This is a genomic window from Achromobacter sp., from assembly GCF_032113835.1.
GTDB lineage: Bacteria > Pseudomonadota > Gammaproteobacteria > Burkholderiales > Burkholderiaceae_B > Achromobacter.
Genome location: NZ_DAMCTG010000060.1, coordinates 1 through 26426, shown reverse-complemented (window position 1 = coordinate 26426; position 26426 = coordinate 1). Strand labels below are relative to the sequence as shown.

The following is a 26426-nucleotide window of genomic DNA, read 5'->3' as shown; positions in this document are numbered from 1 at the left end:
AAAAGGAAATTCCATGAGCGCAGCAGAAATCCGCAAATCCGCCGAGGCCAGAATGGCCAAGTCGCTTGATACGCTCAAGACCAACCTGGCCAAGATCCGCACGGGCCGCGCCCACACCGGCATCCTGGACCACGTTCAGGTCGAATACTACGGTTCGCCCGTGCCGGTGGGCCAGGTCGCCAACGTGAACCTGGTCGACGCTCGCACCATCAGCCTGCAGCCGTACGAAAAGCACATGGCCGGCCCGATCGAAAAGGCCATCCGCGAGTCGGATCTGGGTCTGAACCCCATCTCCATGGGCGACACGATCCGCGTGCCGATGCCCGCGCTGACCGAAGAGCGCCGCCGTGACCTGACCAAGGTCGTGCGCAGCGAAGGCGAAGACGCCAAGATCGCAGTGCGGAACCTGCGCCGCGAGGCCAACGAAGCGCTCAAGAAGCTGGTTAAGGACAAGGAAATCTCCGAGGACGACGAGCGTCGTTCGCAGGACGACGTCCAGAAGCTGACCGATCGCGCCGTCGCTGACATCGACAAGATGGTCGTCCAGAAAGAAGCCGAAATCATGACCGTATAATCCCAGCACGCCACGCGGCGCCGCATTGCGGCCCACGTGGCGTCAGGATTTCGTTGCACATGCGCCGTCCCGTCCATTGCCTCGCGGTATTTCCTCGTAGCAATGGAACCGACGGCGCAGGTTTTTTTCCCGTATTCGTCTTTTTCGCCGGTCCGCCGTGCGCAGTTCCCAAACACTAATGGCAACCAGTTCGACTCAGGCGGTCCCCGATATCCGCGACATCCCCGAGCACGTCGCCATCATCATGGATGGCAACGGCCGCTGGGCGACGCGGCGCCTGCTGCCTCGCACCGCCGGGCATGCCAAGGGCGTGCAGGCGGTCCGGCGCGTGGTCGAGGCCTGCGGACGCGCCGGCGTGCGGTACCTGACGCTGTTCGCGTTCAGTTCCGAGAACTGGCGCCGTCCGGCCGAAGAAGTCTCCCTTCTGATGCGCCTGTTCGTGCAGGCGCTCGAGCGTGAGGTCGGCAAGCTGCAAGAGCAGGGCGTGCGTCTGCACGTGATCGGCGACCTGAGCGCTTTCGAGCCGCGCCTGCGCGAGCTCATCGCCGCTGCCCAGGAACGCACTGCGCATAACGACCGGCTGCACCTGACTGTCGCCGCCAATTACGGTGGCCGCTGGGACATCCTGCAGGCCACCCGCGCCATGCTGGCGGCAGAGCCCGACCTTGCGGCGAATCCCGACCGGGTGGACGAAGAGCGCCTTTCCAGGCATCTTTCCATGGCATGGGCTCCCGAGCCCGACCTGTTCATCCGCACGGGCGGCGAACAGCGCATTTCCAATTTTCTGATCTGGCAGATGGCGTACGCGGAGTTCTACTTCACGGACCGCTACTGGCCGGATTTCGGCGCCAATGAACTCACGGCCGCCTTTGATTGGTACCGCACGCGCGAGCGCCGCTTCGGCCGCACCAGCGCCCAAGTCAGCGAAGCCGCCAAGTAGGCTGATCGCGACGCGCGCGTCTTTCCAGGCAGCACAAGAGGAGACCGTCACATGCTGGGCCAGCGTATCGTTACCGCCGTCGTTTTGTTGGCCATTCTGGCCGCCGCCATGGCGAGCGCCAATCCTTGGTGGTTTGTCGCGTTGCTGGCCCTTGCGGCCGCCTGCGCCAATTGGGAGTGGCTGCGCCTGACGCTGCCGCAACCACCATCCCCCGTCATTGCCATCGGCGTCGCCGTGCTGCTGTTCGCCGGCATGCTGGTGCTGACCTCTGCCTGGCTGGCGGGCGACCGTAGCGGCGCCGGCGATCCGGGCTGGGTGGTGCGCTACCTGGTTCCTGCCGTCTCGGCCGTATGGCTGTTCGGCGGCGTGGCCGCCGTGGTGCGCGGGCGTTCCGATGCGCCGCCGGCCAGCCTGGCCTGGTCGGTCTTCTCCGTGCCGGCCGCGTTTGCCGCCTGGGCGGTCCTTGCCCAGATGTACGTGGCGCGCGGCGCGGTGTTCGTCGTGTCGCTGCTGGCCCTCGTCTGGGTGGCCGATATTGCGGCATATTTTGCCGGCCGGGCCTTCGGCAAGCGTAAACTGGCTCCGCGCGTGAGTCCGGGCAAGACCATTGAAGGCGCCATTGCCGGCGTTCTGGGCGCAGTGGTGTGGATCGGGCTGTCCAGCCTGTGGGACGGCACCTTCGGCCATGCACTGGTCCAACGCTGGACCTTCTGGCTTGCGTTGCCGATCGCCGCTGTCCTGGGCGTGCTGTCCATTGTGGGAGACCTGTTCGAGTCGTTGCTCAAGCGCCGTGCGGGCCGCAAGGACTCCAGCACGCTCCTGCCTGGTCATGGCGGCGTCTATGACCGTATCGATGCGATTCTTCCTGTTGCGCCGTTCGCGCTACTTTTGTCTGGAGTCTTGTTTTGACGGCTTTTCAACGTGTCGTCGTGCTGGGATCGACCGGTTCGATCGGTGAAAGCACGCTGGACGTAATTGCTCGCCACCCGGAACGGATGGCGGTTTACGCGCTTTCGGCACACAGCCGGATGCAGCGACTGGCCGAGCAGGCATTGGCCAGCCGCGCCGCGGTCGTGGTGGTGCCTGACACTGCCGCCCGTCAGAAATTCATCGACGGCTGGGCTAGTGGCCAGCCCATGCCGGAAATCCGCGTGGGCGCCCAGGCGCTGGCGGACACCGCGGCTGATCCCCAATGCGACGCCGTGATGGCCGCCATCGTGGGCGCGGCCGGGCTGCCTTCGGCACTTGCCGCCGCGCGCGCGGGCAAGCGCGTGCTGCTCGCCAACAAGGAAGCCCTGGTCGCTGCCGGCACGCTGTTCATGCAGGCAATTCGCGACAACGGCGCGGAATTGCTCCCCATCGACAGCGAACACAACGCCATTTTCCAATGTCTGCCTCACCAGGGGCGCGCCGACGCGCCGCACACGCCGGCGAAGGGCGTTCGGCGTCTGCTGCTGACCGCATCCGGCGGGCCGTTCCGGGGGCGCGACCTCGAAGACCTGCACGACGTCACCCCCGAACAAGCCTGCGCGCATCCCAACTGGAGCATGGGTCGCAAGATCTCCGTCGACTCGGCCACCATGCTGAACAAGGGCCTGGAGGTCATCGAGGCCCACTGGCTGTTCGCGATGCCGGCGGATCGGATCGACGTTGTGGTGCACCCGCAGAGCGTCGTGCATTCGATGGTCGAATATGACGACGGCTCCGTCCTCGCGCAATTGGGCCAGCCCGACATGCGCACGCCCATCGCCTACGGCCTGGGCTTTCCCGATCGCATCGAAAGTGGCGTAGGACCGTTGGACCTGACCCGGCATGGCCGGCTCGATTTCGAAAAGCCGGATCTGACCCGGTTTCCCTGCCTGGCCCATTCCTTCACCGCGATGCGGGCGGGGCAGGGAGCTTGCGTGGCGCTCAACGCCGCCAACGAGGTCGCCGTCGACGCCTTTCTGGAAGGACGCCTGGCTTATACCTGGATCCCGAGGGTCATCGAAGCCGCCCTCGAGTGGCAAGCGCGGCAGGCATCTGTTACGCTCAGCAGTCTTGACGACGTACTTGCGCTTGACGCCGAGGCCCGCGCCTTTGCGGGCAACCTCGGACTGGCCTGTTAGCGGGCCACGCCTGCCTCCGATTTCCTAGATTCCGACCCCATGCTCTTCACCCTGCTGGCCTTTGCCGTAGCGCTTGGCTCACTGATCATTTTCCATGAGCTCGGGCACTACTGGGTTGCCCGCCTGTGCGGCGTGAAGGTCCTGCGTTTTTCGGTGGGCTTTGGCAAGGTCATCCTGCGCCGCACCGACCGGCACGGCACCGAATGGGCCGTGTCCGCGCTGCCGTTGGGTGGCTACGTCAAGATGCTGGACGATGCGCCGCCCGGGGCCTCGCCCGCGTTGGCGGCTTCCGCGTTCAATACCAAGCCCGTGGGGCAGCGCATCGCCATCGTGGCGGCCGGCCCCATCTTCAATCTGATTCTTGCGGTGTTCCTGTATGCCGGCCTGAACATGGCCGGCACTGAAGAGCCCGTCGCCATCATCGCGCCGCCCGCCGCGGAAACGCCTGCGGCCCGCGCCGGCCTGCTGGCTGGCGATCGCATTCTGGCCATCGACGGCCAGGAAGTCGCCTCGTGGTCTGATGCCCGCTGGCGCCTGATGGACGTCATGTCCACCGGCGGTCGCGCCAGCATCGAGGTCAGCACCCCGACGGGCGCCGTCCAGCAACGCGAACTCGATCTTCCCCCCAACACGATGGATCCGGCCGAAGGCGACCCGCTCGCCGCGGCCGGTGTGCGTCTGGCCCAACCCAAGCCCGCCGTGCGCGCCGTGATCGACGGCGGCGAAGGGCAGGCCGCTGGGCTGCGTGCCGGCGATCTGGTCGTGGCCGTGAACGGCCAGCCGGCGCCCGATACCGGCGCGCTCGTCAAGCAGATCCAGGAAAGCGCCGGCAAGCCGCTGGCCCTGACGATCGTGCGCGACGGCGCCAACGTCACCCTGAACGTCACTCCCCGCCCCGAAGTCGTCAACGGCCAGGAAATCGGCCGTCTGGGCGTGCAACTTGGCGGCAATGTGCCGATGGTGACGGTGCGCTACGGCGTTTTCGACAGTCTCTGGCGCGGCGCGGTCCGCACCTGGGACACGGCCTGGTTCTCGCTGCGCATGATGGGCCGCATGGTGACGGGCGACGTGTCGTGGCGCAATGTCAGCGGTCCGGTCACCATTGCCGACTATGCCGGCCAGACCGCCCGGATTGGCATTGTTGCGTATATCGCCTATATCGCATTGATCAGTATCAGCCTGGGTGTTTTAAATTTGCTTCCCATTCCTATGCTGGATGGTGGCCATCTGCTGTACTATCTCGTCGAAATTGTGCGGGGTAGCCCCCCGCCTGCGAGATGGATCGACATCGGACAACGCGCCGGCATAGGTATATTGGCAAGCCTTATGGGGCTTGCGCTGTTCAACGATTTCACGCGTTTGTTCACTTGAACACGCGATTTAGCATAAAATCCCCCGCCATTTGCACGACCGAGGATACTCAAGGATGTCTTTTCGCCGGATGTTTCAACACAAAAAGGGTGTACTGCCGGGTCTCGTTGCCGCGCTGATGTTGCCGGCCTTGGCCCACGCCTTCGAACCCTTTGTCGTACGGGATATCCGCGTAGAGGGTATTCAACGAACCGACGCCGGCACCGTCTTTGGTTATCTCCCCGTCAAGGTCGGCGAGAAATTCACCGAAGAAGAAGCCACCGAAGCCATTCGCCGATTGTATGGCACGGGCTTTTTCACCGACGTTCAGATCCAGACGGACAATAATGTCGTCGTCGTGGTCGTCCAGGAACGTCCGACCATCGCCTCCGTCAACTTCAACGGCATGCGCGAGTTCGATTCCAAGGCCATTACCACCTCGCTGTCTCAGGTCGGTTTTGCGGAAGGCCGCATTTTCGACCGTTCCATGCTTGAGCGCGCTGAATACGAACTGAAGCAGCAGTATCTGTCCAAGGGCAAGTACGGCGTCGAAGTCACCTCCACGGTCACGCCGCTGCCGCGCAACCGCGTGGGCGTCAGTTTCGACGTGTTCGAGGGCTCGGTCGCCCGCATCCAGGAAATCCGCTTCGTCGGCAACAAGGCTTTTTCCGAAAGCGATCTGCTGGACGAATTCAAGCTCACCACCCCGGGCTGGCTGACCTGGTACACGGATACCGACAAATATTCGCGCGAAAAGCTCGAGGGCGACCTCGAACGCCTGCGCTCGTTCTACCTGGACCAGGGTTACCTGGAATTCTCGGTCGAGCCGCCGCAAGTCACCATTTCGCCGGACCGCCAGGACATCCGCATCACGATCACCGTCCACGAAGGCGAGCCCTACAAGGTGCGCAGCGTCAAGCTGGCCGGCAACTTGCTGGGCCTGGACAAGGAAATCAACGATCTGGTGCAGATCAAGGCCGGCGAGACCTTCTCGGCCGCCAAGACCAACGATTCCGCCAAGGCGATCACCGACTACCTGGGTGAACTGGGCTACGCGTTTGCCAACGTCAACCCGAACCCGCAGCTCGACCGCGCCAAGCACGAAGCCGACCTGACCTTCTACGTCGATCCGAGCCGCCGAGTCTATGTGCGCCGCATCCAGATCGGCGGCAATACGCGTACCCGCGACGAAGTCGTGCGCCGCGAAATGCGCCAGCAGGAAGCCGCCTGGTACGACGCCGCCGACATCAAGACCTCGCGCGACCGCGTCGACCGTCTGGGCTACTTCAGCGACGTCAATGTCAAGACCGATCCGGTCCCGGGGTCGCCCGACCAGGTCGACGTCAACGTCGACGTGAAGGAAAAGCCCACCGGCATGATCAACCTGGGCGTGGGTTACGGCTCGTCCGAAAAGGCCATTCTGTCGGCCGGCATCAGCGAAGACAACGTCTTCGGCAGCGGCACCAACCTGACCCTGAATCTGAACACCAGCAAGACGAACCGCGCGATCGTCCTGTCGCACACCGATCCGTACTGGACCAAGGACGGCATCAGCCGCACCTCGTCCGCCTACTATCGCGTGACCGAGCCCTGGAACAACAACGACGGTGATTACCGCGTCAAGGCCATGGGCCTGGGCATGAACTTCGGTATCCCGATCTCGGAGTACGACCGCGTCTTCCTGGGTGCGAACTATGAACGCAACCAGATCGACCTGTACAACAACTCGCCGTTGGCCTACGAGCACTTCGTCGACCAATATGGCGATTCGACCAATTCCGTGATTTTCAGCGCAGGCTGGTCCAAGGACACGCGTGACAGCGCGCTGGCGCCCACGAAGGGTTCGTACACCCGCCTGAAGGCCGACCTGTCGACCGTCGACCTGCAATACACCATGCTGACCGCGCAGCAGCAGTACTACGTGCCGCTGGGCGGGTCGTATACGCTGGCGCTCAACGGCATGGTCGATTGGGGCCGCAGCTACGGCAGCAACGATTACCCGGTCATCAAGAACGTCTATGCCGGCGGTATCGGCACCGTCCGCGGTTACGAAGGCTCGTCGCTGGGTCCGCGCGACGTCAAGACGGGCGACTACCTGGGCGGCACGCGCCGCATCGTGGCGAACGCGCAGCTCTACCTGCCGTTCCCGGGCGCGTCCAAGGATCGCACGCTGCGTTGGTTCATTTTCAGCGACGCCGGTCAGGTGTCGGCAGGCAGCGGCCTGGGCTGCACGGCCGGCCGGGACAACACCGAGATCGAGGATCCGTGCGGCTGGCGTTTCTCGGCGGGCGTTGGCCTGTCGTGGCAATCGCCGATGGGTCCGCTGCAGTTGTCTTATGCGCGGCCGCTCAATTCCAAGCCGGGCGACGACAAGCAAAGCTTCCAGTTCCAGATCGGGACCGGATTCTAAGCAAGGCGTTACTCTTGAAAACAAGGGCAGGGCCCACCGGCCCAGCGTCCTTGCTGTTTAGTGGCACAATACACACTTTGGCTTTGCCTTACTGGAAGGTGAGATTTTCATGATGTCTGATTACGCACTTAAATCATCGAAGACGCTGGGCGCGAAGCGCCGTGGCAAGCTGGGCGGCTCCATTGCCCTGGTGGGTGCGCTCATTCTCGGTTCGGCTGCCGCGATCCCCGCGCAAGCGCAAGGCACCAAGATCGGTTTCGTCAACACCGAACGCATCCTGCGCGAATCGGGTCCGGCCAAGACTGCTCAAAGCAAGATCGAAGCCGAATTCAAGAAGCGCGACGACGAGCTTCAGCGCCTGAACAACAGCCTGCGCTCGCAAGCCGAGAAGTACGACAAGGACGCGCCCGTCCTGTCGGAATCCGACCGCGTCAAGCGCCAGCGCGAACTGGCCAACCTGGACACCGACCTGCAGCGCAAGCGCCGCGAATTCCAGGAAGACTTCAACCGCCGCCGCAACGAAGAATTCTCGGGCATCGTGTCCAAGGCCAATGACGCCATCAAGCGCATCGCCGAACAGGAAAACTACGACCTGATCATCCAGGACGCAGTGACGGTCAACCCCCGCATCGACATCACCGACAAGGTGATTCAGAGCCTGGGCAAGTAAAGCGATACCCGTCTAGTCATGCCGGTTTTACTGGATCTTGCCCGCGCGCCGACACTCGAAGCAATGTTGAGCGCCGCCAATACCCAGGGTATGGACTGGCGTATCAGTGCGGTTCCCGGCGCAGACCCCATGCGGGTCTGCGGCATCGGGACTCTGGCTTCGGCCGGCCCCCAGGAAATCTCTTTCCTGTCCAACCCCCGCTATCAAAGCCAGCTTGGCGCAACCGGAGCAGGGGCGGTCATCGTCTCTCCCGACGTCGCCGAGGCGCTTGAGGCCCAGGGCAACGACCGGCCGCCGTTCGCATTGGTCGTCTGCAAGCATCCCTATCTGCTTTACGCGCGTGTCGCGCAGTGGTTTGACACGGCTCGCAGACCCGCCTTGCCCGCTGAAACCCATCCCTCCGCGGTGGTCGCGCCTGACGCCATCATCGAAGAGGGTGTGCGCATCGGTCCCAACTGCGTCGTCGAAGCCGGCGCGCGGATCGGCCGCGGCACGGTGCTGGGCCCGGGTTGCGTCATCGGCGCCGGTTCGTCCATCGGGCCTGACGGCCGGCTGCATGCCAACGTCACGCTGTACGAAGGCGTCAAGATCGGCGCCCGGGTCATCCTGCATAGCGGATCGGTGCTTGGCGCCGACGGCTTCGGCTTTGCGCCGGATCCTTCGCTGGGCAAGGGCGCCTGGGGCAAGATTCCGCAGTTCGGCGGCGTGTCCCTTGGCGATGACGTCGAAATCGGCGCCAACACCACCGTTGATCGCGGCGCGCTCGAAGACACCGTCCTCGCGGATGGCGTGAAGCTCGACAACCAGATCATGATCGGCCACAACTGCCGTATCGGCGCGCACACCGCGATGGCGGCATGCGTCGGCGTGGCAGGTTCCACGACCATCGGCGAGCGCTGCACCATCGGCGGCGCCGCGATGCTCTCGGGCCATCTGACGTTGGGCGACGACGTGCATGTTTCGGGCGGCACGGCTGTGACGTCCAATATTTCCAAGCCTGGCCGCTATACCGGGGTCTTCCCGTACGCGGAGCATGGCGAATGGCAGCGCAACGCCGCCGTGATACAACAGTTGGCGCAATTGCGCCGCCGTTTGCGCACGCTGGAAAAGGACTAGGGCGCGTTCGCCGCCCTGGCGCGCGCGCGCCGCCACCTTATTTAATTTCGCAGGAACGCATAGAAAAATGGAACTCGACATCAAGGGGATCATGGAGAGGCTGCCGCATCGCTACCCGATGCTGCTGATTGACCGTGTTGTGGAAATGGTGCCTGGCAAGTCCATCGTCGCCATCAAGAACGTCTCGATTAACGAGCCGTTTTTCAACGGTCACTTTCCTCACCATCCGGTGATGCCGGGCGTGCTCATCGTTGAAGCCATGGCCCAGGCCTCGGCGCTGTTCTCCTTCACGGACGAGAACGGCGGCCTCAAGTGCGACGGCGCCAAGACCGCCTACTACCTGGTCGGCATCGATGGCGCGCGCTTCCGCCGCCCCGTCGTCCCGGGCGACCAGCTGCGCATCGAAGTCGAAGCTGAACGCCTGAGCCGCAGCATCTGTAAGTATCAAGCACGTGCGACCGTCGACGGCCAGGAAGTGGCGTCGGCCAAGCTGATGTGCGCGATTCGCAGCCTGGAAGAGTAAATGGCAGGAAACATCCATCCCACCGCTGTTGTCGATCCGGCGGCAAAAATCGACCCGACCGCGGTCATCGGCCCGTTCGCAGTGGTGGGGCCTGATGTGACCATCGGTGCGGGGACCGAAATCGGCCCGTACTGCATGATCGACGGTGTGACCACCATCGGTCGCGACAACCGGTTCTACCGCTACTGCTCCATCGGCGGCATGCCGCAGGACAAGAAGTACGCGGGCGAGGCCACCCGCCTGACGATCGGCGATCGCAACACCGTCCGCGAATTCGTCACGCTGAACACCGGCACCACGCAAGACGGTGGCGAAACGACGCTGGGCGACGACAACTGGATCATGGCCTACGTTCACGTGGCGCATGATTGCCACATCGGCAGCCACACGATCCTGGCCAACTCGGTGCAGCTTGGCGGCCACGTGCACGTGGGCGACTGGGCGATCATCGGCGGCCTGACCGGCGTGCATCAGTTCTCGCGCGTGGGCGCGCACACCATGACGGGCGGCAACAGCTCCCTCATGCAGGACGCCCCGCCGTTCGTGCTGGCCGCCGGCAATCCGTGCCGCCCGGTGGGCATCAACGTTGAAGGCCTGAAGCGCCGCGGCTTTTCCCCCGCTTCGATTTCGGCCCTGCGCGAAGCCTACAAGATCATCTTCCGCCGGGGCCTGTCCCTGGATGCCGCGCGCGCCGAACTGCGCGACCGCCAGCAGGCCATCCCCGAAGCCGCGGAACACCTGCAGACGCTGCTGGACTTCCTGGACGTCGCCTCCCGCGGCATCATCCGCCCATGAGCTCCCGGATCGGCATGGTGGCCGGCGAGCCTTCGGGCGACTTGCTGGCCGGGCGCATCATTGCCGGTCTGCAAGCGCGCGACAACGGCGTGCTTTGCCAGGGTATCGGCGGCCCGCAGATGCAGGCCCGCGATTTTGAAGCCTGGCACCCGATGCACGCGCTGACCGTGTTCGGCTACGTGGATGCGCTCAAGCGCCTGCCCAGCCTGCTGGCCACGTACCGCGACGTCAAGCGCCGCTGGCTGGCCGAGCCCCCCTCAGTGTTCGTCGGCATCGACGCGCCCGACTTCAACCTGCGCCTTGAGCACCAGTTGCGGCAGGCGGGAACGCCGACGGTGCATTTCGTCGGACCGTCGATCTGGGCGTGGCGCTACGAACGCATTCACAAGATCCGCGAATCGGTATCGCACATGCTCGTGCTGTTCCCGTTCGAAGAAGACATCTACCGCAAGGAAGGCATTCCGGTTACGTACGTGGGCCATCCGCTGGCCGGCGCCGTGCCCATGCAGCCCGACCGCGCGGCCGCCCGCGAACGCCTGGGCATCGACCAGAACGCCCGTGTGCTGGCGATCCTGCCCGGCAGCCGGTCATCTGAGATCCGCCTGCTGGCGCCGCGCTTTCTGCAGGCAGCCCAGCAACTGCTGAAGAAAGATCCGGCCCTGCAGTGCATCGTGCCCATGGTCAACGACCAGCGGCGGGCGGAATTCCTGGAAATCCTGGCGCAACACCCGGTGCCCGGGCTGCGCTGCGTCACCGCGCACGACCTGCACGGCGAGGGCGGCGACCGCAAGGCGCCCGTGGCCTGGTCCGTCATGGAAGCCGCCACGGCCGTCCTGGTTGCCAGCGGCACCGCCACGCTCGAGACGGCGCTGTTCAAGAGGCCCATGGTCATCTCCTACGTGTTGTCGCCGTGGATGCGGCGCATCATGTCCTGGAAGTCCGGCCAGCAGCGCCCGTACCTGCCGTGGGTGGGGCTGCCCAACGTGCTGCTGCGCGATTTCGTGGTTCCCGAGCTTTTGCAGGACGACGCGACGCCCGATAAACTGGCCGAAGCGACGTGGCAGGCGTTGACCGACGACGCGCTGATCGCTCGCGTGGAGGCGCGGTTCACCGCCATGCACCAAGACCTGTTGCGCGATACGCCGGCGCTGGCCGCGCAGGCGATCCTGGAGGTGGCCGATGGAGCAGCCTGAACTTTTCGTGGCGCCCGAGCAGCCCGCGTTGCTGACGGCTGGCGTTGACGAGGCCGGACGCGGACCGCTGGCAGGCGAGGTCTACGCGGCCGCCGTCATTCTGGATCCCGCGCGCTTCATCGACGGCCTGGCCGATTCCAAGGTGCTCACCGCGGTTCGCCGCGAGGAACTGGCGCTGCAGATCAAGGAACAGGCGCTTGCCTGGTGCATCGCCAGCGCCACCGTCGCCGAAATCGACAGCCTGAACATCCTGCGCGCCACCATGCTGGCCATGCAGCGCGCCGTCCACGGCCTGGCCACGGTGCCGCAACTGGCCCTGGTGGACGGCAATCAGGCGCCCAAGCTGCGCTGCACCGTGCAGACCGTCATCAAGGGCGACGCGCTCGTGCCCGCCATCTCGGCGGCATCCATCCTTGCCAAGACCGCCCGCGACGCGGACCTGCTGCGCCTGCACACGCTGTATCCGCAGTACGCGTTCGATCAGCACAAGGGTTATGGCACGGCGCTGCATCTGCAGCGGCTGCGCGAGCACGGTCCGTGCGCCGAACACCGCCGCAGCTTTGCTCCCATCAAGGCCTTCGGCCTGGTTTCATGAAGCACATCAGTTCCCGGGACAACCCGGCGGTCAAGGCGCTGGTCAAACTGGCCGGCACGGCCGGCAAGCGCGGCGCGCCCGTACTGCTGGACGGCGTGCATTTGTGCCAGGCCTGGCTGCAACACTACGGCGCGCCCGATCGGGCGATCTTCGACGTGGACCGGCTGTCCCAGCCCGACATCGCCGCGCTTGCCGCGGCCGTGCCGGACAACGTCAGCCTCGCGTTGGACGCGCGGCTGATGCACGCGGTGGCCGCCGTCGAAAGCGGGCAGGGAGTCGCCTTCCTGGTCACGCCGCCCGTTCCGGCGTTGCCCGAGCAGGTCGATGAAACCTGCGTCCTGTTCGATCGCATCCAGGATCCCGGCAACGTGGGGACGCTGTTACGCACATGCGCCGCGGCGGGTATCAAACGCGTATTCCTGGCTACGGGGACGGCGGCGGCATGGTCTCCCAAGGTGCTGCGCAGCGGCCAGGGCGCGCATTTTGCCCTGGACATCCACGAACATGCCGACCTCGACGCCTTGCTGCCTCGCTTGCGCGTGCCGCTGGTGGCGACCGCCCTGGACGGCTCGCGCGACCTGTTCGCGGGCGCATTGCCTGAACGGTGCGCTTGGGTATTTGGCCACGAAGGGCAGGGCGTAGCTCCGACGCTGCTGGCGGCCGCCGGCCTGAGGGTGCGCATTCCGCACGACGCCGCAGCCGTGGAGTCGCTGAATGTCGGCGCCGCTGCAGCCATCTGCCTGTTCGAGCAGCGCCGCCAGGCGAATTCCGGCTCATGATAAGGCGACTCGCGCACGCCGCCACAGCAGGGCTTGTGAGCCTTTCCCTGGCCGGCGCGCTGGTGGCCTGCGCTTCATACACGCCCGAACGGGCGGTTTTCGTGCCGGTCGTGGCCGGCGAAACGACGGCGGCCTTGCTGCTGACTCGGGAAGTGAAGGCCACGCTAGCCGATGGCGCCGTCTATGCGCTGCCAGAAGGCTCCCTGTGGCGCCGCGTAGGGGCGCTGGTGCAAGGCGATGTCTATCGCCCGCTGGACGCGTCCCTGCCTGCAGGCAAACCCGCAAATGCGCAAGCCTGGCTGGTTGCATCGCGCGGCAAATGGCTGGGCGTCTACGAGCCGGCACGCAGCTTGTACACCCCGCTGCCCGCCCCGCAGGTATTGCCATTTTCGCAGCGCCGCTAGGGGTGTGAAAACGGGGCTGCATCGCCGCACGGCAATGTGGGCGGCGATGCGCTTCCGGGTGTTGGGCCGTGGTGTCGACCCATTGTCATCGGGTGGCGGTTACCCGCGATCCAGTCCGACTTCCTGCAGCACGGTGGTCGCAATCTCTTCGATCGACTTCGTCGTGCTGGACAGCCACGAAATGCCCTCGCGGCGCATCATGCGTTCGGCTTCCGCCACTTCGTAGCGGCATTGCTCCAGTTGCGCGTAGCGGCTGTTGGGGCGGCGCTCGTTGCGGACTTCCGCCAGGCGTTCCGGCTGGATCGACAGGCCGAACAGCTTGGCGCGGTGCGGAGCGATGGTGGAGGGCAGGGTGCCGCGCTCGAAGTCGTCCGGCGTCAGCGGGAAGTTGGCGGCCTTGATGGCGTACTGCATGGCCAGGTACAGGCTGGTGGGCGTCTTGCCGCAACGCGAGACCCCGACCAGGATCACGTCGGCCTGATCCAGCTGGTTCACGAACTGACCATCGTCATGCGCCAGGCTGAAATTGATGGCGTCGATCCGGTTCCGGTATTTTTCCGAGTTGGCCTGCATGTGCGAGCGGCCGATGGAATGGCTGGACTTCAGTCCCAGCGCCTGCTCGATGTGGCTGACGAACGTGCCGAACAGATCCAGGAAAATGCCGTTCGCCTGCCGAACACGGGCCAGGATTTCCGGGTTGACCAGGGTGCTGAAAACGATGGGCGGAACGCCCGCGTCCAGAGCGCTCCGGTCGATGCGCATGGCGACCTCCGCGGCCTTCTCAAGCGTGTCCACGAAGGGCAGGCGGATGGGCTTGAAATTGACCTCCTCGAACTGCGAAAGCACAGACTGGCTGAACGTTTCCGCGGTGATGCCGGTACTGTCGGAAACGATGTATACCGTGCGTACGATAGGGGTAGATGTCATGTGTAAAAAATTCCAACCAGGCAGATGGCCGGACGTACTCCACCGAGTACAATCAGGCCCCTATAAGTCACCCCAAGGGCGGTCCAAGGCCAGTTTGGTCAGCGTCTGAAATCGGGTCTGCGAAGGCCGGAAAACGCGGTTTTTCCGGCAGCAAAAACAGCACCATTCAGCCATTGACCAAACTCGCTTTCATTCCATTGTAAAAGGTGACTTCAATGTCGTATGTTGTTTTGTTCGAGCAGCTCCGCATGACGGACGTGGACTCGGTAGGAGGCAAGAACGCATCTCTTGGCGAAATGATCAGCCAGCTGTCTGGCGCGGGTGTCCGCGTGCCGGGCGGCTTTGCCACGACCGCTGATGCCTTCCGCGATTTCCTGAAGGCCTCCGGCCTGGACAAGCGGATCGCCGAACGCCTGACCACGCTGAACCCCGAAGACGTGCGCGAGCTGGCCACCGCCGGCGCGCAGATCCGTCAATGGATCGTCGACGCGCCGTTCTCGCCCGAGTTCGAATCGCAGATCCGCGAAGCCTTTGCCAAGCTCGACGCTGACGGCAAGGGCTCGTTTGCCGTGCGCTCCTCCGCCACGGCCGAAGACCTGCCCGACGCCTCGTTCGCCGGCCAGCAGGAAACCTTCCTGAACGTCGTGGGCATCGACGACGTGCTGGACAAGATCCGCCACGTGTTCGCGTCACTGTACAACGACCGCGCCATTTCCTATCGCGTTCACAAGGGCTACGCCCACGCCGACGTCGCCTTGTCGGCCGGCATCCAGCGCATGGTGCGTTCCGACAAGGGCAGCGCCGGCGTCATGTTCACCATCGACACCGAATCGGGCTTCCAGGACGTGGTGTTCATCACGTCGTCCTACGGCCTGGGCGAAACCGTCGTGCAGGGCGCCGTCAATCCCGACGAGTTCTACGTCTTCAAGCCCACGCTGGAGCAGGGCCACTATCCCATCGTCGGCCGCCGTATCGGTTCCAAGCTGATCAAGATGGAATTCGATCCCGAGCGCCCTGAAGGCCGTGCCGTGCGCACGGTGGACGTGCCGGTGTCCGAGCGCAACCGCTACTCGCTGACCGACGACGAGGTCAACGAACTGGCCCGCTACGCCGTCATCATCGAAAAACACTACCAGCGTCCGATGGACATCGAGTGGGGCCGCGACGGCGTCGACGGCAAGATCTACATCCTGCAGGCGCGTCCGGAAACCGTGAAGTCGCAGCAGGGCGCCAACGACGTGCAGCAGCGCTACCGCCTGAAGGCGACCGGCCAGGTCCTGATCACCGGCCGCGCGATCGGCCAGAAGATCGGTTCGGGTCCGGTGCGCGTGGTGGGCGACATTTCCGACATGGACAAGGTCCAGCCGGGCGACGTCCTGGTCACCGACATGACGGATCCCAACTGGGAACCCGTGATGAAGCGCGCCTCGGCCATCGTGACGAACCGCGGCGGCCGTACGTGCCACGCCGCGATCATCGCGCGTGAACTGGGCATTCCGGCGGTGGTGGGCTGCGGCAACGCGACCGACCTGCTCAAGGAAGGCCAGGCCGTGACCGTCTCGTGCGCCGAGGGCGACGAAGGCCGCATCTATGACGGCCTGATCGAAACCGAAGTCGAGGAAGTGCGCCGCGGCGACATGCCCGCCATCGATCTGAAGATCATGATGAACGTGGGCAACCCCCAACTGGCGTTCGACTTCGCGCAGATCCCGAACGGCGGCGTCGGCCTGGCTCGCCTGGAATTCATCATCAACAACAACATCGGCATCCACCCGAAGGCGGTCCTGGACTACCCGAACGTGGACGGCGAGCTCAAGAAGGCCGTGGAATCCGCCGCCCGCGGCCATGCCAGCCCGCGCGCCTTCTTCGTCGAGAAGATGGCCGAAGGCGTGGCGACCATCGCCGCCGCCTTCTACCCGAAGCCGGTCATCGTGCGCATGTCGGACTTCAAGTCCAACGAGTACCGCAAGCTGGTCGGCGGTTCGCGCTACGAGCCCGAGGAAGAGAACCCCATGCTGGGCTTCCGCGGCGCGTCGCGCTACATCGCCGAAGACTTCGCCGAGTGCTTCCGCATGGAATGCGAAGCGCTCAAGAAGGTGCGCGATGAAATGGGCCTGACGAACGTCGAGATCATGGTGCCGTTCGTGCGCACGGTGGGTCAGGCGGAGAAGGTCGTCAACCTGCTCGCCAAGCACGGCCTGGCGCGTGGCGAAAACGGCCTGAAGCTGATCATGATGTGCGAGGTTCCGTCCAACGCCATCCTGGCCGACGAGTTCCTGCAGTATTTCGACGGCTTCTCGATCGGTTCGAACGACATGACCCAGCTCACGCTGGGCCTGGATCGCGACTCGGGCATGGAACTGCTGGCCGCCGACTTCGACGAGCGCGACGAGGCCGTCAAGTTCATGCTGCGCCGCGCGATCAAGGCTTGCCTGGCCGCCAAGAAGTACGTCGGTATCTGCGGCCAGGGCCCCAGCGACCATCCGGACTTCGCGCAGTGGTTGAAGGACGAAGGCATTCTGTCGATGTCGCTGAACCCGGATACCGTTGTCGATACGTGGCAGCGTCTGGCCAAGAACTGATTGGCTGGTTGAAATGGAAAGCCCCGCGTCTTTTTGGGACGCGGGGTTTTTTTATATGCCGCGGGAATAGGGCGCGGCCGCATTGATGGAAAAGCGCTTGTCGAGCGTCGGCGACGAGTGCTTTCTTCAGATGCCCCCGATCAAAGTAAGAGTCTTCTGATATCTACAGATAGGATCGTGTGACGTAATGGACCCCATATTCCATTCGCGTCCATTGCGAGATTCCTCATCTGCAGCGGACGCGTTTCTATAGGCGGACCGCACGCTCCTGGCAGGTGCGAAAGGTCTGTCGATGCGGGAGCACGCCATTCCTACCCAATCCGATCTGCGGTTCACGTTCACCATCGGCGACGAGTCCTTCGAAGTCGTCGAATTCACGCTGCAGGAAGGGTTGTCGGAAACCTTCCTGCTGGAAGTGGACCTGGCCAGCGCCAACCCCGCCATCGATTTCGGCGCCATTCTGGATTGCGCCGCACTGCTGACCATATGGCACGGGGACACGCCGGTGCGGTACGTGCACGGCGCGGTCTCCGCTTTCGCTCAGCGCGACACAGGCTTTCGCCGCTCGCGCTACTCCGCAATCGTCGAGCCGCGCCTCGCGCGCTTGAAACTCAGTTCCGACTGGCGCGTCTTCCAGTCCGTCACTATTCCGCAGATCGCTGAGACGGTGCTCAAGGCGCATGGTCTTACCCAGGATTACGAGCAGCGCAGCACCACCGAACACCAGGCGCGCGAATACTGCGTGCAGGCCGGCGACACCGACTATCACTTTGTCGAACGCATCATGCGCGAGGAGGGCTTCTTCTATTCCTTCCGTCATGGCGCCGAGGGGCATCAACTTGTCCACAGCGACCGGCTTTTCATTCACGGCCGCGTCGGCGACGAACCGGTGCAATACAACCCCACGCCCGGCGGCGACCAACCGCAGCCCGCGCTGCGCCGCTTCACGTACACCGAAAACGTACGCACCGCGCGCCAGACCCAGCGCGACTACACCTTTCACCATCCGCGCTACACCCACCAGCACAGCCGCGATGGCCGAGATCTGGACCACCAAGGCCGCCGTTACGAACGCTATGACTACCCCGCTCGGGCCAAATTCGACGAAGCCGGCAGACCTTTCGCTGAGAACCGCCTGCGCGGCCATCGCCGCGATGCGCGCGTCGCTTTTGTTGAAGGCGATGACCCGCGGCTCCAGCCAGGCATTTCATTCACCCTGGCCGGTCATCCGCGCGAAGACCTGAACCGCGGCTGGCGTCCGGTGCGCATTGTCCACCGCGGCATCCAGCACACGAGTCAGGCCGAGGAAAGTGCACAAGCCCAGTTGGGAACGCATTACAGCTACGAAGCCGAGCTGGTCCCGGACGACGCCGAGTGGCGCGCGGAACCGCTACCCAGGCCCCGCATCGACGGCCCGCAGAACGCCGTGGTGGTCGGCCCGCCCAATGAAGAGATCTATACCGACGAGTATGGCCGGGTGAAGATCCAGTTCCCCTGGGACCGGCTCGGCAACGAGGACGAACACAGCTCCTGCTGGATCCGCGCCTCGCAGAACATCGCCGGCGCCACCTGGGGCCATATGGCCATTCCGCGCATCGGTCAGGAAGTCATCGTCTCGTACTTCGACGGCGACCCGGACCAGCCCGTGATCACCGGCCGCGTCTACAACCGCCTGCAACTGCCGCCCTACGAACTGCCGCGCCACAAGACGCGGATGACGATCAAAAGCAAGACCCACAAAGGCGAGGGATACAACGAGCTGCGTTTTGAAGACGAGAAGGACCAGGAAGAAATCTACGTCCACGCGCAGAAGGACCAGAACATCCACGTCAACAACGACGAGTCGACCTTCGTCGGGCACGACCGCAGCGAGCAGGTCGAGAACGATGAAACCATCACGATCGGCCACGATCGCAAGGAGACGGTGGGCAACGACGAACAGGTCACCATCGGCCAGGACCGGCGGCATGACATCGAACGGGATGATTTTTTGACCGTGGGGCGCAATCACACGATCTACACCACCAAGGATCGCACCGAGGAAGTGGGCAACAACCGCCGCGACAAGACCGCGGCGAATCACTGGGTGAGTATCGGCGGGCATCAGGAGCACACCGTCGAAGGGCATTCGGAACTGCAGGCGGGGCAGGCGATCCGGCAGCGCACGAAGGTTTATGAAGTGCAGGCGGCGGAGAGCCTGACAGTGAAGGGGCCGGGGGGAACGATACGTATCGATGGGTCGGGGATCACGCTTGAGGGAGTCGCCATTCTGATCAAAGGTCCGATGACTCAAAAGCCCGGTGGCGGCACGAACTCGATCTCCGTCAACGGCACGCCGGAGCCCGGCGAACCCGTTTGTGTGGGATGCCTGCTGAAAGCCATCGCAGAAGGCCGCAGCGTCGTGCGGTTCGGTGGATAGGCCACACATGAATCCATTTTCTGAAAACGTTGTAAACGAACTGCGCCGGCTCCCCGATCATGAACTGACAGCCATCATTGAAATGGCTCGCCTGAAGACAGATGTCCGAAGGCAGCTCATGGAGCGATTTTCCGGCTGGCCGCTACTGCAGCAGCGAGAGTTGGAAAATCTCCGCGAAATTGGCCCATGGTTGTTCGCGCCTTCCGCCCAGAACAACCTGCAAAGACAGTACGACTTTCTCTGCGACGTTGCTGACATTGCCGGAGACGCAATTTGCGTCTGGCTGACCAGTGCCATGTCCCCGCCTCAGTTGGCCGAGCACCTTGGCAATGCCACGACAGCGAAGGGCCCGGATGGCGCTACCTATTTGCTGCGCTTTCATACGGAATTGGCCTTTCCCGTGCTTCATGCGCGTCAGGATCTACCAGGAATTGCCGATTGGCTGGCGCCGGTTCGATCATGGTGGATCGTATTTCCTCATCGAGAGCGCAAGGCCTGGAAACACTTCACAGGTCACGGTTCAACCAAGCCGTATCGCTCGCCCGCTATTGAGCTGGACGAGTCATGCTGGGATGCGCTCGCGGGCGACCCGCTCACGTTCCGGCTGGCGGACCAGCTTCGGGCGCCACTTGAACAGAAGGGCGACCGCGAAAACTGCCATGGCACCCGGCTTGGACTCGTTCATGACTTGTTGGCTCAAGCGGATCGCATCGGTTTGAGCCGACAGAGCGACCGAATCGACTATGTGACCTTGATGGCGTTGCAAGGCAAGGCGCTAGAGGGTTCATCGGCATGGAACGACGCATTGAAAGAGGCGAAAGCACTGCGAGAACCCCTGGCGCAAGCCCTGCAAGTGCGCATGCGCAGAAAAAACGGTTAAGGACTTCGATGTTCGGTTGGAACGACACCTTTAGTCAGTGCGCGGAGAATCGCACGCTTCTCGATGGAATCTTGAATCGCGGGGCGGAGGTAACTTGCACTCGCACCTTCGCCATACTTCCGTTGCGGTATGGCGCCGTGGGGGGGAGCGCCGAACAGCGCAAACTCCTTCCGTCTTTGCCCGAGCATTTGAATAAGCCAAGCAGGGTGGGCAGTCTGAGCGAATCGACTTACGCCATACGACCGTTGCGCCAGGGATTTCTGTACGTCCTCGTGCAGCGCGTGAGCGCGGAGACCTATGAATGGCACAGCCAGTACCGGGTCTCGGAAGCCGGAACACTCACTTATATGGACGCCGAAGATCCTTGGAAGCGGAAAGCGCCTGCTGGCCAGGACATGGGCGCATCTAGGGGCTGGGGGTGGATGTTTAAAGTCCATGATGTGGACGACATCAAGGATCTCCGCCTGCTCTTTAGTCCGTGTCCTTTGACCAAGGATATGCTGCGCAAATATCGTTCGCTCCCTGCAAGCAGGGATAAGTTGGCGTCGGTCGATATCGCCAAACTTGCGTCGCTGTCTCCTGAGGAAATGGATTGTGTCCGCCCGCAAGACGGCGTGCTGACTTTTGATGGGCTGGATTGCGTAGCGGACTTCGCCGCAATTGACCAGCCCCAATTGAATAACCTGCTCAAATCGCAGGCGTTCAATCCTCTTGCGCCGCCCCTGCAGGCCACGCAGGCAGAAATGCGGCCCACCGCCGTGCTCAAGCGATTCCGCGGCGCGGCCATCGTATTGGATGACGCTCTCGGTATTACACAAGAGCTGAACGCCTGGCGAAATGCGAGCATCGACGCACTCGACGCCTTCATGGCATATGAGGACGGCGAAAAGCTCACCAACCAACGCAAGTTAACCATCGCGTTCGGTATTGAAAACATCCGAAAGCTAGTGGAGGACGAAGCCGAGAAGCGATACTACAAGGATCAGTGGAACTACGGCGTACGTTACTCGGATCGCGGGTACGAGATGAGCAACAGCCACATGACGGTGCAATCGCGGGGAGACTACATCAACTTCCGCAACCCGCAGCATCAGCGCGAGGTTCAGGAAGCGGCCGCCAGGCGAAGTCGCGCAAACAGTTGGAGCAAGTACGCCGGTTATATCGATGAGGACATGCGTCAGGATTTTCTGAAGCGTTACCGAAACGAAGTTTGCAAGGCGGACGCGGCCAAGGACGCACGCGCCTCGGATCACCTTCTTTGGCTGCAAAGCGAACCGTTTCTCGACGCGCTCGATGCATTTGATCGCAACGATACCGAGCAGGCCTTGCTGTTCAAAGACCAGATGGGAAAGGCCATTGCGGGCATGAACGCCACTGCGGTTGGTGAAAACTTGCTCGAACGCTGGCGCAAAACGGGAGTATCCCGAGAAAACCTGTTCTGGCGATCATTGGCACAGAATCAGGAGAGCATGGAAAGCGAAGTGGACCAACTGTTCGGCGAGAGCGATACGCTGAAATCCATTGACCCTGTCGCGTTGCAGAACCGCCTCAAGAAGCTGGCGGACCTCTACGAAAAAAGCCACGCCATGCTTGATTCGCTGGCAGATGCCTCCGCGGGGGTAGGTCCACCATCCGGCTACCTGGTCGGCGGTGCGATGCTGATCAACACGCTAGGCAACTCAATGTTCCAAAGCAAGGCTGCCACCGCGATTGTGGACGCCCCATTCAACAAGGTCGCGGCTTCAGTGCTGCTCGCAAGCCTGGGGCGATATGCGCAGCGTTATCGTCTCGAATTGCGGAACGGTGAAGCCCTAAGTCGGGGGGCAGTGGCTCGAATAGATCGCTCTGCTACGCAAGCGTTCGACGACGCCTTGCGGTCAGGAAAGATGGGGCCGATGACCGAAGTACGCATTGGTGGATTGCTTGTTGTGTTGGAAACGTGGAGCTTGTTCAATCGTTTAAGTGTCCAGCACAAAGGCACGCAGGAATACGCTGAAGTCGCGGGGGCATTGATCGCACTTGCCGCTTCGGGCATGGAGTTAGGAGCCGCTGCGGTGAGCCTTGCCGAAAAAAGCAGCAATGCGGCGGTTCAGCAGGGTGGGCGCATATTCGGCGGCCAACTGCGTTTGCATGCTGGCGCCCTAGCCGCAGGTGCAGGAATGATAGGAGCATGGTACGACGGCGAAGCTCTTGTTCATAACTTCAACATCGATAAAAACTCGCTCGCAGCTTTTTATTTGCTACGTGCAATTGTGCAAACTGGAGCCGCGATGCTTTCCACTACGCTTGGGTTAGCCTATGCCAAATCGTACTTTGATTATTTGCTAAAAAAGCATCGCGGAAGGCCTGTCGTGGGGCGAATTGTTCTCTATGGATCAAATCAGTCTGCTGCGTTAGCCGCGCGCATGGTGCCGATGCTTCGCATATTTGTCGGGATCAATGCTTTGCTCCTGGGGTTGGCGGCAGTCGAGGTTTTTGTTTTGCCAGATAAGCTTGAGCAATTCCTGGATCACTGCACATTCCGAAAAAACCGAGAGAACGGTGGTTTCTATTCCGAGGAGAAGGAGATTGATTTAATGCGCGGGGTGATACGGAGAAACGACTGATGTATTTGCTCGAACGGGGATTTCAGTGGTCCAAGGATATGACGAGTTACGAAGCTGCCAGTGAAGAGCTCGCTAGGCAACAACGGATGCTTGGGCAGGCGGAGATGCATGCTCCGGAAGGCGTCGGTGAGTCGGTTTCGGATGAAGTGCTTGATAACGAGTCAATTTATCACTCCAACCAAATTTATCTCGACGTCCGTACTCCTAATGACGAGAAAAGAGGCGTAATTACCATAATTTTTGCTTGCATTCTTGTATTTATCCTTAAAGGCCTGATAGGCACCCTATACATATCCGCAAAGAAAATTATTTCAGGGGAAAAATATTTCGGCGGGCCGCTGGGCGGGAGCGACTACTTCTTCATATTCTTGTTTTCGACGGTATGGTTGATCTTTCTGGTCGCTTTTTTAAAGTATTCAATTCGATATGTACGGCTGGAGTCCCTCACTGCCCGCCGAATTGTTGTTCGCTTTAACCGAATCACGCGCCAAGTCTATTTGCTGAGACCCGCGGATTTGGGGGGGCTTCGAATCATGGACTGGGACAAAACAGAGGTGATCATCGACAAAAACATGAGCGAGCTGGAAGGAACGGGCGGCTATGTCGTCTTAGCTTGGGATAAGGGCGATGGCGTCGATTCGGGCGGCACGCCTACTGATAATGTGGAAGTCACTTTTATCGGTAAACCGGCTCGCAACGCCAGCGAGCTTCTCGCGTTTTGGGAGTACATCCGCCGCTACATGGAGGACGGCCCCGCTGCCGTGCCTGCGCCGAAAAGGCTTATCAACAAGTTCCCCTGGCCCTGGCTTTCGTTCAAAGCGGCCTGGGGCTTGGACACCCAGTTCCTACGCCACAGCGGCTTATGGGTGTTTGTCGTAGCGAACCTGTTGATGTTGCCCGCTATCTTGATCCATGCTGCCGGCCACTGGCTTTCGCTGCTGCTGTGCTATGAACCCCGATTTCCCCGCGACATCGAAGAGGCGGGACGATAATCCCGAAGCTGCTTTCAGCGCATCGAGTTGTCTGGGGCCCCGACCAGGCCGCGCACAGATCAGGCGGCCCGGGCCTCGCGCGCGATGAGTTCGCGCTTGCGATCGATGCCCCAGCGGTAGCCCGCCAGTGACCCGTCCGTGCGCACCACGCGGTGGCAGGGAATGGCCAGCGCGATGTTGTTGGTGGCGCAGGCCCGGGCGACGGCGCGCACGGCGCCGGGGGCGCCGATGCGTTCGGCTACTTCCGAATAGGTGGCGGTGGCGCCTAACGGTATTTCGCACAGCGCCTCCCAGACCTTGCGCTGGAATGCCGTGCCGCGCACGTCCAGCGGCAGGTCCAGGCCGCGCGCCGGGTCTTCGACAAAGCCGACCACATCGGCCACCCAGCTTTCAAAGCGGGGGTCGGCGCCGATCAGCTTTGCCGCGCGGAAACGGTCCTGCAGGTTCTTGATCAATCGGTCCGGGTCGTCGTCCAGTGCGATTTCGCAGATGCCGGTGGTGCTCGCGGCCACCATCAGCGCGCCCAGCGAGCATTGTGCGACGGCGAACCGGATGTCCACGCCTTCGCCGTTCTTGCGGAACGCGGTGGGCGTCATGCCGAGGATGGCGGGGGCGGTCTCGTAGAAGCGCCCGCTGGAGTTGAAGCCGGCGTCGTACATGGCGTCGGTGACGCTGGCGCTTTCTTCGAGGCGCTGGCGCGCGCGGGTAGCCCGCAGGGCGTTCGCGTAGGCCTTGGGCGTGATGCCCGTTGCGGCCTTGAAAATGCGGTGGAAATGGAAGCGGCTCATGCCGGCCTGTTCGGCCAGCGCCGACAGATCGGGCGGCTGCTCGGCTTCCAGGGCGCGGCAGGCGCGCTCCACGGCGGCGGCGTGCTGTTTGCTCAAGGGGGCGGCGGCGGGGCTCATAAGGGACTCCTGGCTTCTTGCGTGATGTTTTACGCTTGGCACTATCGTCTCAAGACGGGCCGGCCCCCGCACTCCGCTTGTTGCGGCGGTCCCTGACGCGGCCGCCAGGGCCGCGCCCGAGGGGCCTCAGGCGCCCGGCGCGTAGGTATCCAGAAAGCGGCGGATCAGGCCGGCTGCCACGGGCGTCGCGCGCACGTTGGCGGACAGTCCCGGTACGTCAAGGTTTTCGGCAGCGTAGCGGCGGCCATAGCGTTCGAGGTGGGCCCGGATGAAGTCCGGTCCAAACTCGGGGTGGAACTGGGTGGAAAAGACGTTGCGGCCGATGCGGATCATCTGGTGTTCGTCCAGATCCGAGCGCGCCAGCACCGCCGCGCCTGCGGGCAGTTGCAAAACGGTCTGCGCATGCAGCATCTGGGCGGGGAACGTGGTCGGCACGCCGGCCATGAGCTGATCGCCGCCGGCCGTCGGCAGCAATTCGACCGTCTGGGTGCCGACCTCTCGGCCGGCCGGGTTGTAGCCGACCTTGCCACCGAACGCGTGCGCCAGCAATTGATGGCCGTAGCAGACGCCAAACATGGGCAGGCCGGTCTCCAGGGCCTCGCGCAGCCAGGCCGCGGTGTCTTCGCTCCAGGGTTCCTTGTCGGAGACCATGGCGGGCGAACCGGTGATCAAGGCGGCGCGGTAATGGGAGGGCGCCTGCGGACGCTGGCCTTCGTAGACCGCGACGATGTCGACGGCGTTGGCGGCCAGGCCGGCCGCCAACATGATCTGTTCGGCATAGCCGCCGAACTGGCTTTTGAGCGTGTCGTCCGGATCGCCGGTATGCAGGATCAGGACGGGGAGAGCAGAAGGAGTTGCAGCGGTCATAAAAGCATGTGCGTGGAAAAGGGCGGCGCAGGGGGGCCTGCGACCCAGCGCGCCAGGGGCACATCATAATCCACCGAAAATATTCCCGTCGGCGCACGACATGCCCCGCTCCGTCCCGGAAATACGTACAATCCGCCCAGACACTCATCCTTACAGACGATTCTCGAGACTATGTGGATTTGGCTGGGATTGGCCGCGCTGGCCCTCATCGGCGAGCTGGCGACAGGAACCTTCTATTTACTGCTGGTCGCGTTGGGGCTGGCGGCAGGCGGTATCGCCGCCTGGCTGAACGCCGGCCTGCAATGGGAGCTGGTGGCGTGCGGCGTGGTGCTGCTGCTGGGACTCTTGGTGCTGCGCAAGACCCGGGTGCTGAAAAAGCGCGAGGTCAATTCGGCCCGCAACGCCGACGTCATTCTCGACATCGGCCAGACCGTCACGGTCGAGGCCTGGTCCGACAGCGGTACAGCGCGCGTCTGGTACCGCGGCGCGCATTGGCAGGCTGAACTGGCCAAGGGGCACGCCGCCCAGCCCGGCGAACACACCATTACCGAATTGCGCGGCTCGATCCTCGTGCTTACTCCCAAGCGCGGCGGTTCGGCATAGCAGAACGCGCCCGCGCAGCGCCGCGGGCAATCGCTGGAACCCTGGCCGGCATGGCGGGGCAAGCCGGCGCATCCACTCGAAAAGAGGCTACACACCATGATCGATACTTCAACCATCGTGCTGCTTGTCATTGTTGCACTGGCAATCCTGATCGTCGTCAAGGCGATCGCCATCGTGCCGCAGCAGCA

23 protein-coding genes are annotated in these 26426 nt (G+C 63.1%); 20 read left to right on the top strand and 3 right to left on the bottom strand.

Annotation, left to right across the window (positions count from 1 at the left end; genetic code table 11):
• The first annotated feature begins 13 nt into the window (after positions 1 to 13).
• The 14 genes from frr to RT697_RS19020 all read left to right on the top strand — a co-directional run bounded on the left by frr (position 14) and on the right by RT697_RS19020 (position 13457).
• Positions 14 to 574, top strand: a complete 561-nt coding sequence (frr, locus tag RT697_RS19085; protein ID WP_056316760.1) for a ribosome recycling factor — start codon at positions 14 to 16, stop codon at positions 572 to 574.
• A gap of 178 nt (positions 575 to 752) precedes the next feature.
• The gene (gene uppS, locus RT697_RS19080) at positions 753 to 1514 is read left to right on the top strand and encodes a polyprenyl diphosphate synthase (protein WP_313701018.1); all 762 of its coding nucleotides are present in this window, start codon (positions 753 to 755) and stop codon (positions 1512 to 1514) included.
• Between the two features lie 51 nt (positions 1515 to 1565).
• Entirely contained in the window at positions 1566 to 2423 is an 858-nt protein-coding gene (locus RT697_RS19075) for a phosphatidate cytidylyltransferase (protein WP_313701017.1), read from the top strand.
• Positions 2420 to 3622, top strand: coding sequence for a 1-deoxy-D-xylulose-5-phosphate reductoisomerase (locus tag RT697_RS19070; protein WP_313701015.1), 1203 nt, complete (start codon positions 2420 to 2422; stop codon positions 3620 to 3622). The genes RT697_RS19075 and RT697_RS19070 overlap by 4 nt, the downstream gene beginning before the upstream one ends.
• Positions 3623 to 3661: 39 nt before the next feature.
• Positions 3662 to 4993, top strand: a complete 1332-nt coding sequence (gene rseP / locus RT697_RS19065) for an RIP metalloprotease RseP (RefSeq protein WP_313701014.1) — start codon at positions 3662 to 3664, stop codon at positions 4991 to 4993.
• Between the two features lie 55 nt (positions 4994 to 5048).
• Positions 5049 to 7382, top strand: a complete 2334-nt coding sequence (gene bamA / locus RT697_RS19060; protein ID WP_313701012.1) for an outer membrane protein assembly factor BamA — start codon at positions 5049 to 5051, stop codon at positions 7380 to 7382.
• A gap of 109 nt (positions 7383 to 7491) precedes the next feature.
• Positions 7492 to 8052, top strand: coding sequence for an OmpH family outer membrane protein (locus RT697_RS19055; RefSeq protein ID WP_313701011.1), 561 nt, complete (start codon positions 7492 to 7494; stop codon positions 8050 to 8052).
• Positions 8053 to 8070: 18 nt separating this feature from the next.
• Positions 8071 to 9168: a UDP-3-O-(3-hydroxymyristoyl)glucosamine N-acyltransferase gene (gene lpxD / locus RT697_RS19050; protein WP_313701009.1), complete on the top strand. Its 1098-nt coding sequence runs from the start codon at positions 8071 to 8073 to the stop codon at positions 9166 to 9168.
• Between the two features lie 67 nt (positions 9169 to 9235).
• A complete protein-coding gene (fabZ, locus tag RT697_RS19045) occupies positions 9236 to 9691 on the top strand; it encodes a 3-hydroxyacyl-ACP dehydratase FabZ (RefSeq protein WP_056570307.1) in 456 nt (151 codons plus the stop codon).
• A complete protein-coding gene (gene lpxA, locus RT697_RS19040) occupies positions 9692 to 10486 on the top strand; it encodes an acyl-ACP--UDP-N-acetylglucosamine O-acyltransferase (RefSeq protein ID WP_313701007.1) in 795 nt (264 codons plus the stop codon). It begins immediately after the preceding gene.
• Positions 10483 to 11679, top strand: a complete 1197-nt coding sequence (gene lpxB / locus RT697_RS19035) for a lipid-A-disaccharide synthase (RefSeq protein WP_313701006.1) — start codon at positions 10483 to 10485, stop codon at positions 11677 to 11679. The genes lpxA and lpxB overlap by 4 nt, the downstream gene beginning before the upstream one ends.
• The gene (rnhB, locus tag RT697_RS19030; RefSeq protein ID WP_313701004.1) at positions 11666 to 12274 is read left to right on the top strand and encodes a ribonuclease HII; all 609 of its coding nucleotides are present in this window, start codon (positions 11666 to 11668) and stop codon (positions 12272 to 12274) included. The genes lpxB and rnhB overlap by 14 nt, the downstream gene beginning before the upstream one ends.
• The gene (locus RT697_RS19025; RefSeq protein WP_313701003.1) at positions 12271 to 13053 is read left to right on the top strand and encodes an RNA methyltransferase; all 783 of its coding nucleotides are present in this window, start codon (positions 12271 to 12273) and stop codon (positions 13051 to 13053) included. The genes rnhB and RT697_RS19025 overlap by 4 nt, the downstream gene beginning before the upstream one ends.
• Before the next feature lie 35 nt (positions 13054 to 13088).
• Positions 13089 to 13457, top strand: a complete 369-nt coding sequence (locus tag RT697_RS19020; protein WP_313701001.1) for a hypothetical protein — start codon at positions 13089 to 13091, stop codon at positions 13455 to 13457.
• Between the two features lie 99 nt (positions 13458 to 13556).
• Here the strand turns inward: RT697_RS19020 and RT697_RS19015 are convergent, their stop codons facing one another.
• A complete protein-coding gene (locus RT697_RS19015) occupies positions 13557 to 14384 on the bottom strand; it encodes a pyruvate, water dikinase regulatory protein (RefSeq protein ID WP_313701000.1) in 828 nt (275 codons plus the stop codon).
• A 215-nt stretch (positions 14385 to 14599) separates the two neighbouring features.
• Between RT697_RS19015 and ppsA the strand changes: the two genes are divergently transcribed.
• The 5 genes from ppsA (at position 14600) to RT697_RS18990 (ending at position 23863) form a co-directional block, all read left to right on the top strand.
• Entirely contained in the window at positions 14600 to 16966 is a 2367-nt protein-coding gene (gene ppsA, locus RT697_RS19010; protein WP_313700999.1) for a phosphoenolpyruvate synthase, read from the top strand.
• Between the two features lie 391 nt (positions 16967 to 17357).
• Positions 17358 to 19385, top strand: a complete 2028-nt coding sequence (locus tag RT697_RS19005; protein WP_409517458.1) for a type VI secretion system Vgr family protein — start codon at positions 17358 to 17360, stop codon at positions 19383 to 19385.
• 7 nt (positions 19386 to 19392) lie between these two features.
• Positions 19393 to 20265, top strand: coding sequence for a DUF4123 domain-containing protein (locus RT697_RS19000; protein ID WP_313700996.1), 873 nt, complete (start codon positions 19393 to 19395; stop codon positions 20263 to 20265).
• Entirely contained in the window at positions 20178 to 22871 is a 2694-nt protein-coding gene (locus tag RT697_RS18995; protein WP_313700994.1) for a T6SS effector BTH_I2691 family protein, read from the top strand. The genes RT697_RS19000 and RT697_RS18995 overlap by 88 nt, the downstream gene beginning before the upstream one ends.
• Positions 22871 to 23863: a DUF6708 domain-containing protein gene (locus tag RT697_RS18990; protein WP_313700992.1), complete on the top strand. Its 993-nt coding sequence runs from the start codon at positions 22871 to 22873 to the stop codon at positions 23861 to 23863. The genes RT697_RS18995 and RT697_RS18990 overlap by 1 nt, the downstream gene beginning before the upstream one ends.
• Positions 23864 to 23922: 59 nt before the next feature.
• On the opposite strand, the gene RT697_RS18985 is transcribed toward RT697_RS18990, so the two are convergent.
• The gene (locus RT697_RS18985) at positions 23923 to 24768 is read right to left on the bottom strand and encodes a methylated-DNA--[protein]-cysteine S-methyltransferase (RefSeq protein WP_313700991.1); all 846 of its coding nucleotides are present in this window, start codon (positions 24766 to 24768) and stop codon (positions 23923 to 23925) included.
• Positions 24769 to 24894: 126 nt separating this feature from the next.
• A complete protein-coding gene (locus tag RT697_RS18980) occupies positions 24895 to 25635 on the bottom strand; it encodes a glutamine amidotransferase (RefSeq protein WP_313700990.1) in 741 nt (246 codons plus the stop codon).
• Between the two features lie 171 nt (positions 25636 to 25806).
• On the opposite strand from RT697_RS18980, the gene RT697_RS18975 reads away from it, so the two are divergent.
• A complete protein-coding gene (locus RT697_RS18975; protein ID WP_105238553.1) occupies positions 25807 to 26238 on the top strand; it encodes an NfeD family protein in 432 nt (143 codons plus the stop codon).
• Positions 26239 to 26426 lie beyond the last annotated feature (188 nt).

Excerpts from the sequence above, each read along its gene's own strand:
- frr (WP_056316760.1), top strand. The coding sequence starts at position 14 with ATGAGCGCAGCAGAAATCCGCAAATCCGCCGAGGCCAGAATGGCCAAG.
- uppS (WP_313701018.1), top strand. The coding sequence starts at position 753 with ATGGCAACCAGTTCGACTCAGGCGGTCCCCGATATCCGCGACATCCCC.
- RT697_RS19075 (WP_313701017.1), top strand. The coding sequence starts at position 1,566 with ATGCTGGGCCAGCGTATCGTTACCGCCGTCGTTTTGTTGGCCATTCTG.
- rseP (WP_313701014.1), top strand. The coding sequence starts at position 3,662 with ATGCTCTTCACCCTGCTGGCCTTTGCCGTAGCGCTTGGCTCACTGATC.
- bamA (WP_313701012.1), top strand. The coding sequence starts at position 5,049 with ATGTCTTTTCGCCGGATGTTTCAACACAAAAAGGGTGTACTGCCGGGT.
- RT697_RS19055 (WP_313701011.1), top strand. The coding sequence starts at position 7,492 with ATGATGTCTGATTACGCACTTAAATCATCGAAGACGCTGGGCGCGAAG.
- lpxD (WP_313701009.1), top strand. The coding sequence starts at position 8,071 with ATGCCGGTTTTACTGGATCTTGCCCGCGCGCCGACACTCGAAGCAATG.
- fabZ (WP_056570307.1), top strand. The coding sequence starts at position 9,236 with ATGGAACTCGACATCAAGGGGATCATGGAGAGGCTGCCGCATCGCTAC.
- lpxA (WP_313701007.1), top strand. The coding sequence starts at position 9,692 with ATGGCAGGAAACATCCATCCCACCGCTGTTGTCGATCCGGCGGCAAAA.
- lpxB (WP_313701006.1), top strand. The coding sequence starts at position 10,483 with ATGAGCTCCCGGATCGGCATGGTGGCCGGCGAGCCTTCGGGCGACTTG.
- rnhB (WP_313701004.1), top strand. The coding sequence starts at position 11,666 with ATGGAGCAGCCTGAACTTTTCGTGGCGCCCGAGCAGCCCGCGTTGCTG.
- RT697_RS19025 (WP_313701003.1), top strand. The coding sequence starts at position 12,271 with ATGAAGCACATCAGTTCCCGGGACAACCCGGCGGTCAAGGCGCTGGTC.
- RT697_RS19015 (WP_313701000.1), bottom strand. The coding sequence starts at position 14,384 with ATGACATCTACCCCTATCGTACGCACGGTATACATCGTTTCCGACAGT.
- ppsA (WP_313700999.1), top strand. The coding sequence starts at position 14,600 with ATGTCGTATGTTGTTTTGTTCGAGCAGCTCCGCATGACGGACGTGGAC.
- RT697_RS19000 (WP_313700996.1), top strand. The coding sequence starts at position 19,393 with ATGAATCCATTTTCTGAAAACGTTGTAAACGAACTGCGCCGGCTCCCC.
- RT697_RS18995 (WP_313700994.1), top strand. The coding sequence starts at position 20,178 with ATGGAACGACGCATTGAAAGAGGCGAAAGCACTGCGAGAACCCCTGGC.
- RT697_RS18990 (WP_313700992.1), top strand. The coding sequence starts at position 22,871 with ATGTATTTGCTCGAACGGGGATTTCAGTGGTCCAAGGATATGACGAGT.
- RT697_RS18985 (WP_313700991.1), bottom strand. The coding sequence starts at position 24,768 with ATGAGCCCCGCCGCCGCCCCCTTGAGCAAACAGCACGCCGCCGCCGTG.
- RT697_RS18980 (WP_313700990.1), bottom strand. The coding sequence starts at position 25,635 with ATGACCGCTGCAACTCCTTCTGCTCTCCCCGTCCTGATCCTGCATACC.
- RT697_RS18975 (WP_105238553.1), top strand. The coding sequence starts at position 25,807 with ATGTGGATTTGGCTGGGATTGGCCGCGCTGGCCCTCATCGGCGAGCTG.